The organism is Brevundimonas sp. GW821-FHT02A10 (genome assembly GCF_059422025.1).
In genome coordinates, this window is sequence record NZ_JBWKWC010000001.1 from 697,267 (window position 1) to 710,767 (window position 13,501).

The following is a 13,501-nucleotide window of genomic DNA, read 5'->3' on the forward strand; positions in this document are numbered from 1 at the left end:
GGACGTTTCGTCGCCTTGCTTCGGCCACCCGAGCCGTTAGGGATGGCGGGACCCTTCTGGAGACGACCATGCGCCTGATCGCCCTCGCCCTCTCGGCCGCCCTGCCTCTCGTGGGGATGGCGGCTCCGGTTCTGGCGCAGGACGCGCCGAGCGTCGGCGAAACCCCGGCCCAGCGCGCCGCCCGTCGGGCCGCCATGCCCCCGCCCGTGCTGCAGGAGGACGAGGCGCTGCAATCCGCGATCGGAGCGGCCACCCGTCCCGCCGCCGATGTCGCCCGCGACGGTCAGCGCCATCCGCTTGAGACCCTGACCTTCTGGGGCCTGACGCCCGGCCTGACGGTGATCGAGATCGAGCCCGGCTCGGCCAGCTGGTGGCGTCACATCCTGGAACCCTATGCCGCCGCGACCGGCGGGACCTATGTTCCGGTCAACAAGCCACTGGAGGGAATGGGCGTCGCCGACGGGACCGCCGACATGGTCGTGGTGGCCCGCGCCTTCCACAACTGGTCCCGCGACGGCCGCACCGAGCCCTATCTGGCGGCCTTCTTCAAGGCCCTGAAGCCCGGCGGGATTCTGGCCGTCGAACAGCACCGCAGCGCCGAGGGCCTGAACGTCGCGACCACAGCCCCCACCGGCTATGTGCCCGAAAGCTACGTCATCCGCGCGGCCCAGGCCGCCGGCTTCGTGCTGGAGGCGCGCAGCGAGGTGAACGCCAACCCGAAGGACGACCACGACCATCCGTTCGGCGTCTGGAGCCTGCCGCCCGTTCGCCAGTCGCAGGCGCGCGATGGAACCGGCGCCCTGACCCCGGATCAACGGGCCGCGCTGGACGCCATCGGCGAGAGCGACCGCATGACCCTGCGCTTCCGAAAGCCGTTCTGAGACGACCGTCCCCAAGGCGGCGATCACGCCTTCGCGTGCGGCTTTGACGACCGCCACGAAGCTCGTTAAGCCCGTTCAACCCGAGCAGGACCGCAAGGTTCAGGACCGCAAGGTTTGGGGGCGGCTCGGCGGGAGACCCGTATGCAGAAACGCGAGCCGTCCGAGCGGAAACCACAGGCGATGACGGGATCGCGTCGATCCCTGCTGGCGGGCCTGTGCGCCTGCGTCGCCGTCGCGCCGCTGGGACTGGCCGCCTGCGACCGCAAACCCAAGCCCGCGCCCAAGGTCGAGACGCCCGCGCCGACCGCTCCGGCCGGCCCGCCCGAAGGCTCTCTGGAATGGGCGATCCAGGGCCCTTGGCGCGCCGCCGACCGCACGCGCGATCCTTGGCGCCATCCGATGGAGACGCTGCGCTTCTTCGGCCTGCAGCCGAACATGACCGTGGTCGACTTCTGGCCCGGCAGCGGCTGGTACACCGAAATCCTGGCCCCCTATCTGTCGCGCGGCGGCGGGACCTATTTCGCGGCGGGCTTCAGCACCGGGCCTGGGGCCGATCCGGCCCAGGCGGCCCTGATGGCCAACTACCAAACCCGCTTCACCGCCGACAAGAAGCTGTACGGCGACATCAAATTCTCCGCATTTGGACCGTCGTCGGGCGATGTGGCCCCTCCGGGCACGGCGGACCTCGTCCTGTTCATGCGCAACATCAATGCCTGGATGGCCACCGGTATCGCCGAAAAGGCCTTCGCCGACGCCTTCCAGGCCCTGAGGCCCGGCGGGGTTCTGGGCATCGAACAGCATCGTCTGGCCCCGGACGAGGATCAGGATCCCGCCGCCGCCAACGGCTATGTGCAGGAAGCCTTCGTCAAACAGCTGGCCGCCGAGGCCGGATTTGTTTTCGTCGCGTCGTCAGAAATCAACGCGAATGAAACAGATACCAAGGATCATCCGTTCGGTGTCGGAACCCTGCCCCCGCAAAGCCTCACGGCCCCGCAGGGGAAAGCGCCCGATCCAACGTTCGATCGCAGCAAATACGATGCGATCGGCGAGAGCGACCGCATGACCTTGAAGTTCAGGAAACCTGAGTGAACCGCGCCCAAGCCTTCGCCGCCAACGCCCCGCTGATGGGCGTGCCCGGCGCCTCGTCGCCGCCCGGAGGCCAGGGCGACTGGTTCCGTGGAGCCGGCGGCCTGCGGCTGCGCGCCGCCTTCTGGACGCCCTCGGCCCTGGTCGCCGCCAAGCCGCGCGGAACCGTCATCCTGTCGCCCGGCCGCACCGAACCGATCGAGAAATATTTCGAAGTCATCGGCAATTTCCTGGCGCGCGGTTTCTGCGTCCTGGCCCACGACTGGCGTGGCCAGGGCCTGTCGGCCCGCCTGCTGCCTGACCGCCTGAAGGGCCATGCCCGCGCGGTCGAGGAGTTCCTTGACGACTATCACCGCCTGCTCGATGCGTTTGAGGCCCGAGCGCCCAAGCCGTGGATCATGGTCGGCCATTCGATGGGCGCGGCCCTCAACCTGCTGACGCTGGAAAACGGCGAAGAGCGGTTCTCGGGCGCGGTGCTCTCGGGCCCGATGCTCCGTATCAAGACGGGCAAGCGCTCGATGTGGTCGGTCAAGCTGGCCGTGCGCTGGAACCTGCGTCACGGCAAGGCCGGGGATTTCGTTCTGGACGATCCGGACGATCCCTTCGACCACACCTTCGAGAAGGACGCCCTGACCACGGACGAGACCCGCTACGAACTGTGGCGGCAGCAGCTTTACGCCTGCCCGCATCTCGCAGTGGGCGGCCCGACCTGGGGCTGGCTGGCCTTCGGTCTCGACGCCGGCGAGCGGGCGCTCAAGCCCAAGGCGCTGAAGAACGTCAAGATTCCCTGCACCTTCGTCCAGGCTGGCGAGGATGATCGCGTCTGGAAACAGACCAACAAATGGGCGGCCAAACGTCTGGGCCGCGGCCGTTATGTCGAGGTCCCGGGCGCCAAGCACGAGATCATCATGGAGACGGACGACCTGAGGGCGCATTTCCTCAGCGAATTCGACGCCATGGCCGACTATGTCGCCCCGACCCAGGACCTGCGTCCCCTGCCCCAGCCCGACGACGTCGAAGTCGGCGCGGCATAGTCAGGGCGCTACCGCGAGCGACGCGGTCGCTCGCTGCTTGAGCGTGTTCTGTGTTGTTTTAGCTAGAGCGCCGCGCGTTTCAGCGTGACCAGCGCCTGTTCGCGGATGCGGACGTCGCCGACGGCGAGGATCTGGCCTGTGCCGTCGACCGGTTCGCCGCGCCAGTTCGTGACCTCGCCGCCCGCCGCCTCGACCACCGGGATCAGGGCCGACCAGTCCCACAGCTTCAGGCTGGTTTCGGCGACCAGATCCATGCGTCCGGCCGCCACCATCGCATAGGCATAGGCGTCGCAGCCGTAGCGGGCGAGGCGCGCGGCGGCCCGCACCTGGGTCCAGGCGCCCAGTTCCGAGCCGGTGAAGATTTCAGGATCGGTGGTTGAAATCACCGCATCGGTCAGGCGCTCGCAGGCGCGGGTCTTGATCGGCTTCGTCTGCCCCCGGCTCATCAGCACGGCCCCCGAAGGGCCACCCAGAAACAGTTCGCCGAGATAGGGCTGGGAAATCGCGCCGACAGACGGCGTCCCCGCGACCCGCAGGCCGATCAGGGTGGTCCACAGCGGCAGGCCGGAAATGAAGGCGCGGGTGCCGTCGATGGGATCAAGAATCCAGACATGCTCCGCATCCGGACGATCCTCGCCATATTCCTCGCCGATGACCCCGTGATCGGGATAGCGGGCGGCGATCAGGCGGCGAATGGCGGCCTCGGCGTCCTTGTCCGCCTGGGTGACCGGGTCGAAGGCGCCGGGTCCGGCCTTGTTCTCCTCGGCATAGTCGCCGCGGAAGAAAGGCAGGGTCACACCGGCCGCTTCACGGGCCAGTTCGACGGCGAAGGCTTCGAATTCGGTCATGAGGGGCGAGCGCCGAGTCTTGAGGGGTCAGGGTCGCGATGACCTCTACCCCGCCCGGTCGCCGGTGTCCTCCCCCAAGGGCCGCCGCCGGGTCTGCAATACTCAGCCCTCGCCGCTCGCCCCCGAACCCGGAGCGCTCACGACGGCCTCAGGCCGCCGGCTCTTCGGCGTGGAGAGACTTGGCCAGATCCAGCAGACGGCGGCGCGGGCGCTCGCCGAGCTGGTAATAGGCCTGGATCAGGTCGAGGGTCTCCTTGCGGGAAAACATCTCGCCGCCGTTGGCCCCGGCCGCTTCCTTGCGTTCCATGGCTTCGGTCAGGCCGTCGTAGAAATAGTTGACCGGCGATTCCAGCGCCTCGGCCAGCTGCCACAGGCGGGCGGCCGAGATGCGGTTGGCGCCGCACTCATACTTCTGGATCTGCTGGAAGCGGATGCCGACTTGCAGCGCCAGCTGTTGCTGCGTCAGGCCCAGCAGGCGACGGCGGCGACGCAGGCGGCGGCCCAGGTGAAGATCGATGTCGGTGGCCATGGCCCCATATTCCCCGTTTGGCGGGCTGTCCCGAAATGGAACGGCTCGCCTTGATCGCCGCAAACGATGTGCCGCTTTCCCCAAGTGAGGGAGTAGCCGCGTTCGGCGAACGTTTTATGGGCGCAGACTAAGGAGGCACGGCGCGGCCGCCTGTCCCAATCGCGAGACGCAACTTCCACGCGCCACAGGAGTTTTCGTCGCCAGAGCAGTCAAGCTTTGGAGGAGGTTTCAATGAGCATTATCTTCTGGATCATCGTCGGCATCATCGCCGGCTTCCTTGCCGAAAAGATCATGGGCCGGAACCACGGCCTGCTGACCAATCTGGTCGTCGGCATCCTGGGCGCCATTCTGGGCGGCTGGATCGCGGGGGCGCTGGGCTTCTCGTGGGGCGGGTGGATCGGTTCGACGATCGTGGCCACGCTCGGCGCCTGTCTGCTGCTGTTCCTGCTGGGTCTGGTCAAGCGTCGCGCCTGACCCAAACGTCAGACGGCAAAAAGGAGCGGTCCTCACGGGCCGCCCCTTCTTCATGCCGGAAAGGCGATCTTACTGAACCGGCGGCGCGCGATTGAACTCGCCGGAGCTCCAGGCCGTGACGACCGCATCGCCCTGGACACTGGCGCCCGAGGCCGGAACCGAGCGCAGGGTCCCGTCGGCCGAGCGGACCACGAAGCTCTCGACACGGCCGGCCGAGTTACGGGTCAGCCGCACGACCGAACCCAACATATTGCCGTCGGAGCCGTGGACCATGGCGCCGGTCGAGATGTTCAGGCTGGCGTCGGCGCCGTTACCATCGGCGGCGACCTGGGTGTCCGACTGGACCGAGGCCGAGGCGGAGGTATTGGCGGCGCTGCTCGCGGCCGATCGGGCCTCACGCGTGGTGTCACGCACGGTGCTGCGGGTCATGTCGGTGGCGCCGCGCACGGTCGATCCGACCTGGTCGGTGATCGGGGCGGTCTGCGGCAGGCCTACGCCCGCGCCGACAGTGGCGCCGACGGTCCCGCCAAGCACCTGGGCCGAGGCCGGAAGAGCGATCGCAAGGGCGGCGGCCGCAGTGGTCAAAAGAAGGGTACGCATTTTTTGCTTCCTCACTATTGGACGCCTAGAGGGCGCCGATACAAAGAAACGCGCCGGAGACCGGCGCGTTTCAATGGGTTAACGATCTGAAGTCAGATCAACCGGAGATCAGCCTTGCGGCTGGACCGGCGGGGCGGCCGGTTCTTCCGGGGCCGGGGTTTCGGTCGGGGTCGGCTCGGTCGCCGGAGCTTCCGTCGTAGTCGGCGTGGCTTCAGGCGAGGCCGAATCCGGGGCGGGCTGAGCCGGGGCTTCGGTCGAGGCCGGAGCCGAGGACGACGCCGCGTCGGGGGCGCCCGGGATGGCCGGGGCGGCGGTGAACTCGGCCGTCGTCCAGCCGACGGTCACGCCAGCACCTTCGGGCTTCAGACCCGCCAGCGGCACGCCCTTCAGTTGGCCGTCCGCGCCGCGCACGGTCAATTCCTGGGCGCCAGCGTCATTGTTGCGGACGCCTTCGAGCTTGCCGAGGACAGCGCCGTCGGAGCCCTTGACGTCAGAGCCGGGCTGCAGCGACAGGGTGCCGGGCTGGGACTGGGGAGCCGGGGCGGGCGCCGCCGCCGGAGCGGGCGTGGGGGCCGGAGCCGGTTGGGCGTCCTGGGCGAAGGCGGCAGGGGCAGCCAGCATCAGGCCAGCGATACCAGTCAGAAGGGCGGTCTTGCGGATCATGTCCGTTCTCCGAAATCTGCGCGGCCGGGGCGCCGCAGGATTACAAACTCGCAATGTTTCTGATTGTTTCCACTGCCCAGAAATGACCCCGGAGCCGACACGATTGGACGATTCACGGGATCGTGGCATCAGGTCGGGATGAGCACCGAAGTTGAACCGCGACGCGGCGTCGCCCGCCGCCTTGCGGGCCTGGCCAAGGAGGCGACGCCCCAGATCTTTGCCGTGGCCGTCTTCGCGGTCGGCGCCCTGATGATCATTTCGGCGGTGACCCCGGCCTTCTCCGACCGCCTGCGCGCCCTGAGCGGATCGGTGTCGCCGGTGCTGATCGAACTGTCCCATTTCGCCGCCAGCGTGGTCGGCTTCCTGTTGCTGCTGCTCTCGGCCGGTCTGTGGCGGCGCAGGCGCGGCGCCTACTGGACCGCCCTGGCGGGCATGGGCGCCGGCGTGGTCTTCTCCCTGCTCAAGGGTCTGGACTGGGAAGAGGCCCTGGCTCTGGCGATCATCGCCGCCCTGCTGATCCCCTGCCGCACGGCCTTCAACCGGCGATCGCGACTGGTCGAGCCCTTGCGGCCCGGCTGGCTGATCCTGCTGACCACGGCGGTGATCGCGGCCATCTGGCTCGGCTTCTTCGCCTATCGCGACGTCGACTATACCGACCAGCTGTGGTGGAGCTTCCTGACCGACCGCGAGGCTTCGGGCTTCCTGAGGGCGGCGGCGATCCTGGCGATCCTGACCCTCGCCATCGCCGCGGTGTCCCTGTTGTCCTCGCCCGGATCGGGACGGCGGCGGCTCGCCGATCCGCAGGACCGGGCGAAGGCATTGGCCGCGCTGGCGGAGGCGGACCACGCCACGCCCGAGGCCTGGCTGGCCACCCTGGGTGACAAGACCCTGTTGTTCAGCCCCTCAGGCCGCAGCTTCCTGGCCTACCGCGTACGCGGGCGGCGCTGGATCGCCATGGGCGAACCTGCCGGGTTGAGGAGCGAGCGGCAGGACCTGCTCTGGGCCTTCGCCGAACTGGCCGACAGCTATGGCGGGTCCGCCGTCTTCTATTCGGTCGGCGAAGGCGTGCTGGCCGATCTGGCGACCATGGGTCTGGCCATGCGCAAGGTGGGTGAGACCGCCGTGGTGCCGGTCGCGGACTTCTCGCTGGAGGGCAAGTCCAAGCAGAACCTGCGCACCGCCATCAATCGGGCCGAGCGCGAGGGGGCGAGCTTCGAAGTCCGGCCCGCCGGATCAGCGAGCGCCATCGCTGACGAACTGAAGGCTGTGTCGGACGCATGGCTTGCGGATCACAATGGGGCGGAAAAGGCCTTTTCGCTGGGCCGTTTCGACCTCGCCTATCTGGACCTGACGCCACTGGCTGTGGTGCGCCAGACCACCGAGGCGGCGCCGGAGGGACGGATCGTGGCCTTCGCCAACCTGCTGCCCGGCGAGGGCGATGAGCGAGAGGTCGCCATCGACCTGATGCGCCACCTGCCCGACGCGCCTCCGGGGGTGATGGACTATCTGTTCATCCGCGCCATCCAGTGGGCGGCGGCAGAAGGATTCGAGGCCTTCGATCTGGGCATGGCGCCTCTGGCCGGGCTGGAGGACCGCCGGCTGGCCCCGGTCTTCGCCCGCGTCGGCGCCCTGGTGTTCGAGGAGGGCGGCGCCCTGTACGGCTTCCAGGGCTTGCGCAGCTACAAGTCGAAGTTCGCCCCCGACTGGCGCGCCCGCTTCATCGCCGCCCCGGTGTCGACACCCCTGCCGCTCGCCCTGCTGGACGTCGCCCTGCTGACCAGCGGCGGCTGGCCGGGAATGTTCGGGCTCGGAAACAGTGCGAAACCTGAGGCCCGACAAAAGCCGCGATAAGCATCCCTAGGGTCTGGCTTCAGCTTATTTCGTGAGGGAACGAGGGGGCAGCCCGGCTATGTCGCCCCCTCAAGTACCGAGGACTTCGCCTTGCCGACCCTGACCCACCTCCAGAGACTGGAGGCCGAGAGCATCCACATCCTGCGCGAGGTCGTCGCCGAGGCCGAGCGCCCGGTCATGCTCTATTCCGTGGGCAAGGACTCGGCGGTGATGCTGCATCTGGCGGCCAAGGCCTTCTGGCCCTCACCCCCGCCCTTCCCCCTGCTGCACGTCGATACGACGTGGAAATTCCGCGCCATGTACGAGATGCGCGAGCGGATGGCGAAGGAGCTGGGTTTCGAGCTTCTGGTGCATCAGAACCCGGAAGCGCTGGCGAAGGGCATCAACCCGTTCGACCACGGCTCAGCCCTGCACACGGATCTCTGGAAGACCGAGGGGCTGAAGCAGGCGCTGGACCTGCACGGCTTCGACGTGGCCTTCGGCGGGGCGCGGCGCGACGAGGAGAAGTCGCGAGCCAAGGAGCGCATCTTCTCCTTCCGCTCGGCAGGCCACCGCTGGGACCCCAAGGCGCAGCGGCCCGAGCTGTGGAAGCTCTACAATGCGCGCAAGAGCCCGGGCGAGAGCATCCGCGTCTTCCCGATCTCCAACTGGACCGAGCTGGACATCTGGCAATACATCCATCTGGAGAACATCCCGATCGTGCCGCTCTACTACGCCGCCGAGCGGCCCGTGGTGGAGCGGGATGGCCAGATCATCATGGTCGATGACGACCGGATGCCGCTGAGGCCGGGCGAGACGCCTGAAATGAAGTCAGTGCGGTTCAGGACCCTGGGCTGCTACCCCCTGACGGGGGCGGTCGAGAGCACCGCCGACACCCTGCCGGCCATTATTCAGGAAATGCTGCTGACCACGACCTCGGAGCGTCAGGGCCGGGCCATCGACCACGACCAGGCTGGGTCGATGGAGAAGAAGAAGCAGGAGGGCTATTTCTGATGCCCCTCGATAGCGTCACCCAAGCCTACAAGCCGTCGGACCTGATCGAACAGGACATCGACGCCTATCTGAAGGCTCATCAGACCAAGTCCCTGCTGCGCTTCATCACCTGTGGCTCAGTAGACGACGGCAAGTCGACCCTGATCGGGCGGCTGCTCTATGACTCGCGCCAGATCTTCGAGGACCAGCTGGCGCAGCTGGAGGCGGATTCGAAACGGGTCGGGACGCAAGGCCAGAACATCGACTTCGCCCTTCTGGTCGACGGCCTGACCGCCGAGCGGGAACAGGGCATCACCATCGATGTGGCCTACCGCTTCTTCGCCACCGACCGGCGGAAATTCATCGTCGCCGACACCCCGGGGCATGAGCAGTACACCCGCAACATGGTCACCGGCGCCTCGACCGCCGACCTCGCCGTCATTCTGGTGGATGCGCGCAAGGGAATCCTGACCCAGACCCGGCGGCACAGTTTCCTCGTCTCCCTTATGGGCATCCGCCATGTGGTGCTGGCGGTGAACAAGATGGATCTGGTCGGCTATGACCAGTCGGTCTTCGATGCCATCGTCGCCGACTATGCGGCCTTCGCTGCGCAGGTCGGACTGAAGGACGTGCTGGCCATTCCGCTGTCGGGCCTGGCCGGCGACAATATCGCGGCGAAGAGCGACGCCACCCCCTGGTACGCCGGCCCCGCCCTGATGGAGCATCTGGAGACGGTCGAGCTGGACGCCGACCGGCTGCAGTCGAAACCCTTCCGCATGCCGGTCCAGTGGGTCAACCGGCCCAACCTCGACTTCCGCGGCTTCTCGGGTCTGATCGCCTCGGGCGTGGTCAAACCCGGCGACGCGGTGCGGGTCGAACCCTCGGGCCGGACCTCGACCGTCGCGCGGATCGTGACCAGAGACGGCGATCTGGATCAGGCCGTCGCCGGACAGTCGGTGACCCTGACCCTGACCGACGAGGTCGACTGCTCGCGCGGGGACATCCTGGCCGCCGCGACCTCGGCCCCCGAGGTCGCCGACCAGTTCGAGACTACCCTCGTCTGGATGGCCGACGAGCCCCTGCTGCCCGGCCGCCCCTATCTGCTCAAGATCGGCGCCCGGACGGTTTCGGCCCAGATCACCGAGATCAAGCACGAGATCAACGTCAACACCCTCGAAGAACGAGCCGCGAAGTCCCTTCCGCTGAACGGCATCGCCGTCTGCAACCTGTCGCTCGACCGGCCGATCGGCTTCGATCCGTATACGGATATTCCGGATACCGGCGGTTTCATCCTGATCGACCGGATGACCAACGCCACCGTCGGGGCGGGGATGATCCGCTTCGCCCTGCGCCGATCCCAAAACATCCACTGGCAGGCGTTGGATGTCACCAAGGCCTCGCGCGCGTCGGATCTTGGTCAGAAGCCGGCGGTGATCTGGTTCACCGGCCTGTCGGGTGCGGGCAAGTCGACCATCGCCAATCTGGTCGAGAAGAAACTGCGCTTCGAGGGCAAGCACACCTATCTGCTGGACGGCGACAATGTCCGCCACGGCCTGAACCGCGACCTCGGCTTCACCGACGCCGACCGGGTCGAGAACATCCGCCGCGTGGGCGAGGTGGCGAAGCTGATGCTGGACGCCGGCCTGATCGTCCTGACCGCCTTCATCTCGCCCTTCCGCTCAGAGCGGCGGCTGGCGCGCGAACTGCTGGGGCCGGGCGAGTTCTTCGAGGTCCATGTTGACACGCCCCTGGCCGTCGCCGAGGCGCGCGACGTCAAGGGCCTCTATGCCAAGGCCCGATCGGGCGCGCTCAAGAACTTTACCGGGGTCGATAGCCCCTATGAGGCGCCGGAAAGCTCCGAGATCGTGGTCGATACGGCCTCGATGACACCGGAACAGGCGGCGGAGATGATCGTGGAACGCCTGCGTAAGGGCGGCTATCTGCGACCCGATCCGGAGTTCTCCGAGGGCGGCGGGGTCTAGAAAAAAGGCCGCGTCAGACGACACGGCCGAAGTTTTCTTGGGAGGAAACACCCTGGAAGGAGGGTGGGACGCCGAAGCGTCCGTAACCCATCTATGCACGATGGACCGGATCGCAAGCGTCGCCGTTCCCTTTGCGTTCCAGGGCCGTCTGTCGTTCACTGTCGGACCGAGTCGCGGAGCGCCAGATGACCGAAACCCTCTCCGCCGCCCAGGCCCGCCGCATCGCCCTGGCCGCACAGGGGTTCGGGACCACACCGGGTGCCCTGAACGCCGCCGCCTTTCGCCGCGCGGCGCGCAAGCTCGGCGTCATCCAGATCGACAGTGTCAATGTGGTGACCCGCACCCACTATCTACCCGCCTTCTCGCGTTTGGGTGCCTATCCGCGCGAAGTGCTGGAGAGCGAGGCCTGGGGGAAGAAGCGCAGCCTGTTCGAATACTGGGGGCATGAGGCGTCGCTTCTGCCCGTCGAGGCCCAGCCCCTGTTCCGCTGGCGGATGGCGGCGGCCGAGGCCGGGGAAGGCATCTGGGGCTCCATCGCCCGGTTCGGCCATGAGAAAAGCGACTATGTCGACGGCATCCTGACCGAGATCGGCAAACGGCGCGGCGTCACAGGCGGGGACTTCGCCGAGGGACCGCGGGGCGCGCCCGGCTGGTGGTCCTGGTCGGACGGCAAGCGGGCGCTGGAATGGCTGTTCTGGACCGGTCGTATCACCACCCTGACCCGGCGCGGCTTCGAGCGCGTCTATGACCTGCCCGAGCGCGCCCTGCCCCGTGCCGTGGTAGAGGCGCCGACGCCGAGCCCCGAGGACGCCCAGCGCGAACTGGTCCGGATCTCGGCCCGGGCCATGGGGATCGCCACCGCCGCCGACCTGCGCGACTATTTCCGCCTGCCGCTCGCCGACAGCCGGGCGCGGATCCATGAACTGGTCGAGGCGGGCGAACTGATCCCGGTGACCGTCAGGGGCTGGAACAAGCCGGCCTTCCTCGACCCCGCCGTGCGCAAACCCCGCCGCATCGAAGACGCGGCCCTGCTGTCGCCGTTCGACAATCTGATCTGGTTCCGCGAGCGGACGGAGCGGCTGTTCGGGGTGCGGGTCCGGCTGGAAATCTACACACCGGCCCACAAGCGCGAGCACGGCTACTACGTCCTTCCCCTGCTGCAGGACGAGGCCATCACCGCCCGGGTCGATCTGAAAAGCGACCGCAAGGGCTCGGCGCTGCTGGTTCAGGCGGCGTGGCGCGAGCCGGACGCCGATGCCGACACGCCGCGCATCCTCGCCGAACAGCTGCGGTCCATGGCCGGCTGGCTGGGGCTGGAACGGGTCGAGGTCATGGAAAAGGGCGACCTTTCGGCCGCCCTTTCGGAAGCGCTTCGGTTTGAAACGACCTAGGCTTCGATGATCGTCTGAACCCAGCCATGAGGGTCGGCGACACGGCCGCGCTGGATGCCGACCAGCTTGCCCAGCATGTCGGTAGTCACCGGGCCGGGCTTGCCGTCGCCGATGACGAAGTCGCCGTCCGGCGCGACCACTTTCGAGATGGCCGTCAGGACCGCGGCGGTGCCGCAGGCGAAGGCTTCGACGACCTCACCCGAGGCCACATCGGCACGCCACTGTTCGAAAGCGTAGGGCGCCTCACGCACGGTGACGCCCGCGTCCCTTGCCAACTGGATGATCGAGGCGCGGGTCACGCCCGGCAGGATGGTGCCGCCCAGCGGCGGCGTCTGCAGCGAGCCGTCCTTGAAGACGAAGAAGACATTCATGCCCCCCAGTTCCTCGATCCACTTGCCCTCGGCGGCGTCGAGGAAGACGACCTGGTCGCAGCCGTTGGCCACGGCCTCGGCCTGGGCGATCAGGCTGGCGGCGTAGTTGCCGCCGCATTTGGCCGCACCGGTGCCGCCGCGTGCAGCGCGGGTGTAGTGCTCGGAAACGCGGATGGTGACGCTGTTCTTGCCGCCCTTGAAATAGCCGCCGACGGGCGAGGCCAGGACGACGAACAGATACTCATTGGCCGCGCGCACGCCGAGAAAGGCCTCGGTCGCGATCATGAAGGGGCGCAGATAGAGGCTGCCCTCGCCTTCCGGGATCCAGTCGGCGTCGGTCTTGACCAGTTCGGCGACGGCTTCGAGGAACAGGTCTTCCGGCAGGACAGGCATGGCCAGACGCTCGGCCGAGGCGGCGAAGCGGCGGGCGTTCTGCTCGGGGCGGAACAGGGCCACGCGGCCATCGTCGGTCTTGTAGGCCTTCATGCCCTCGAAAATTTCCTGGGCGTAGTGCAGGACCGAGGCGGCGGGATCGAGCGGGATCGGACCGCGCGGCTCGACCTTGTGCGAGTGCCAGCCCTGACCCGCCGTGTAGCGGATGGTCACCATATGGTCGGTGAACACCCGGCCGAAGCCCGGATCTTCCATGAGCACGGCGCGATCGGCGGCGGTGACCAGCGAAGGATGGGGGACGCGGGTGAAGGCGGCGGTCATGAGGCGGTCTCTCGCGGCAGAGGAGCTTGGGCGCGCATGGAATACCCGCGCACAGCCACGACAACTAGCCGGTTTTTACCGCCAAGGTCGATTCTTTCGACGATC

General features: G+C 67.7%; 13 protein-coding genes. 8 read left to right on the forward strand and 5 right to left on the reverse strand.

Going from position 1 to position 13,501, the window contains the following annotated elements; translation table 11 throughout:
- The first annotated feature begins 68 nt into the window (after nucleotides 1-68).
- From AC07U0_RS03090 to AC07U0_RS03100, 3 genes are all read left to right on the forward strand, one after another.
- A complete protein-coding gene (locus tag AC07U0_RS03090; protein ID WP_494718559.1) occupies nucleotides 69-881 on the forward strand; it encodes a class I SAM-dependent methyltransferase in 813 nt (270 codons plus the stop codon).
- Nucleotides 882-1,061: 180 nt separating this feature from the next.
- Nucleotides 1,062-1,970, forward strand: coding sequence for a class I SAM-dependent methyltransferase (locus AC07U0_RS03095; protein ID WP_494719180.1), 909 nt, complete (start codon nucleotides 1,062-1,064; stop codon nucleotides 1,968-1,970).
- On the forward strand, nucleotides 1,967-3,001 hold the full coding sequence (locus AC07U0_RS03100; protein ID WP_494718560.1) for an alpha/beta fold hydrolase: 1,035 nt from the start codon (nucleotides 1,967-1,969) through the stop codon (nucleotides 2,999-3,001). The genes AC07U0_RS03095 and AC07U0_RS03100 overlap by 4 nt, the downstream gene beginning before the upstream one ends.
- A gap of 62 nt (nucleotides 3,002-3,063) precedes the next feature.
- On the opposite strand, the gene hisN is transcribed toward AC07U0_RS03100, so the two are convergent.
- Together hisN and AC07U0_RS03110 are read right to left on the reverse strand one after the other, a co-directional pair.
- On the reverse strand, nucleotides 3,064-3,849 hold the full coding sequence (gene hisN / locus AC07U0_RS03105; protein ID WP_494718561.1) for a histidinol-phosphatase: 786 nt from the start codon (nucleotides 3,847-3,849) through the stop codon (nucleotides 3,064-3,066).
- 148 nt (nucleotides 3,850-3,997) lie between these two features.
- Entirely contained in the window at nucleotides 3,998-4,378 is a 381-nt protein-coding gene (locus tag AC07U0_RS03110; protein ID WP_207868832.1) for a helix-turn-helix domain-containing protein, read from the reverse strand.
- Between the two features lie 231 nt (nucleotides 4,379-4,609).
- Between AC07U0_RS03110 and AC07U0_RS03115 the strand changes: the two genes are divergently transcribed.
- On the forward strand, nucleotides 4,610-4,852 hold the full coding sequence (locus AC07U0_RS03115) for a GlsB/YeaQ/YmgE family stress response membrane protein (RefSeq protein WP_494718562.1): 243 nt from the start codon (nucleotides 4,610-4,612) through the stop codon (nucleotides 4,850-4,852).
- 69 nt (nucleotides 4,853-4,921) lie between these two features.
- Here AC07U0_RS03115 and AC07U0_RS03120 read toward each other — a convergent pair whose 3' ends face one another.
- Together AC07U0_RS03120 and AC07U0_RS03125 are read right to left on the reverse strand one after the other, a co-directional pair.
- Entirely contained in the window at nucleotides 4,922-5,452 is a 531-nt protein-coding gene (locus AC07U0_RS03120) for a hypothetical protein (RefSeq protein ID WP_494718563.1), read from the reverse strand.
- A 108-nt stretch (nucleotides 5,453-5,560) separates the two neighbouring features.
- Nucleotides 5,561-6,115: a hypothetical protein gene (locus tag AC07U0_RS03125; RefSeq protein ID WP_494718564.1), complete on the reverse strand. Its 555-nt coding sequence runs from the start codon at nucleotides 6,113-6,115 to the stop codon at nucleotides 5,561-5,563.
- 138 nt (nucleotides 6,116-6,253) lie between these two features.
- Between AC07U0_RS03125 and AC07U0_RS03130 the strand changes: the two genes are divergently transcribed.
- The 4 genes from AC07U0_RS03130 (at nucleotide 6,254) to AC07U0_RS03145 (ending at nucleotide 12,311) form a co-directional block, all read left to right on the forward strand.
- Nucleotides 6,254-7,966: a phosphatidylglycerol lysyltransferase domain-containing protein gene (locus AC07U0_RS03130; protein WP_494718565.1), complete on the forward strand. Its 1,713-nt coding sequence runs from the start codon at nucleotides 6,254-6,256 to the stop codon at nucleotides 7,964-7,966.
- A gap of 90 nt (nucleotides 7,967-8,056) precedes the next feature.
- Nucleotides 8,057-8,959, forward strand: coding sequence for a sulfate adenylyltransferase subunit CysD (gene cysD / locus AC07U0_RS03135; RefSeq protein ID WP_494718566.1), 903 nt, complete (start codon nucleotides 8,057-8,059; stop codon nucleotides 8,957-8,959).
- Nucleotides 8,959-10,920, forward strand: coding sequence for a sulfate adenylyltransferase subunit CysN (cysN, locus tag AC07U0_RS03140; protein WP_494718567.1), 1,962 nt, complete (start codon nucleotides 8,959-8,961; stop codon nucleotides 10,918-10,920). The genes cysD and cysN overlap by 1 nt, the downstream gene beginning before the upstream one ends.
- Nucleotides 10,921-11,105: 185 nt before the next feature.
- Nucleotides 11,106-12,311 (forward strand): winged helix-turn-helix domain-containing protein, encoded by a 1,206-nt coding sequence (locus AC07U0_RS03145; protein WP_494718568.1) that lies wholly within the window; start codon nucleotides 11,106-11,108, stop codon nucleotides 12,309-12,311.
- Here the strand turns inward: AC07U0_RS03145 and AC07U0_RS03150 are convergent.
- Entirely contained in the window at nucleotides 12,308-13,396 is a 1,089-nt protein-coding gene (locus AC07U0_RS03150) for a branched-chain amino acid aminotransferase (RefSeq protein ID WP_494718569.1), read from the reverse strand. The genes AC07U0_RS03145 and AC07U0_RS03150 overlap by 4 nt on opposite strands.
- Between the last annotated feature and the right edge of the window lie 105 nt (nucleotides 13,397-13,501).

Excerpts from the sequence above, each read along its gene's own strand:
- AC07U0_RS03090 (WP_494718559.1), top strand. The coding sequence starts at position 69 with ATGCGCCTGATCGCCCTCGCCCTCTCGGCCGCCCTGCCTCTCGTGGGG.
- AC07U0_RS03095 (WP_494719180.1), top strand. The coding sequence starts at position 1,062 with ATGACGGGATCGCGTCGATCCCTGCTGGCGGGCCTGTGCGCCTGCGTC.
- hisN (WP_494718561.1), bottom strand. The coding sequence starts at position 3,849 with ATGACCGAATTCGAAGCCTTCGCCGTCGAACTGGCCCGTGAAGCGGCC.
- AC07U0_RS03110 (WP_207868832.1), bottom strand. The coding sequence starts at position 4,378 with ATGGCCACCGACATCGATCTTCACCTGGGCCGCCGCCTGCGTCGCCGC.
- AC07U0_RS03115 (WP_494718562.1), top strand. The coding sequence starts at position 4,610 with ATGAGCATTATCTTCTGGATCATCGTCGGCATCATCGCCGGCTTCCTT.
- AC07U0_RS03120 (WP_494718563.1), bottom strand. The coding sequence starts at position 5,452 with ATGCGTACCCTTCTTTTGACCACTGCGGCCGCCGCCCTTGCGATCGCT.
- AC07U0_RS03125 (WP_494718564.1), bottom strand. The coding sequence starts at position 6,115 with ATGATCCGCAAGACCGCCCTTCTGACTGGTATCGCTGGCCTGATGCTG.
- AC07U0_RS03130 (WP_494718565.1), top strand. The coding sequence starts at position 6,254 with ATGAGCACCGAAGTTGAACCGCGACGCGGCGTCGCCCGCCGCCTTGCG.
- cysN (WP_494718567.1), top strand. The coding sequence starts at position 8,959 with ATGCCCCTCGATAGCGTCACCCAAGCCTACAAGCCGTCGGACCTGATC.
- AC07U0_RS03145 (WP_494718568.1), top strand. The coding sequence starts at position 11,106 with ATGACCGAAACCCTCTCCGCCGCCCAGGCCCGCCGCATCGCCCTGGCC.
- AC07U0_RS03150 (WP_494718569.1), bottom strand. The coding sequence starts at position 13,396 with ATGACCGCCGCCTTCACCCGCGTCCCCCATCCTTCGCTGGTCACCGCC.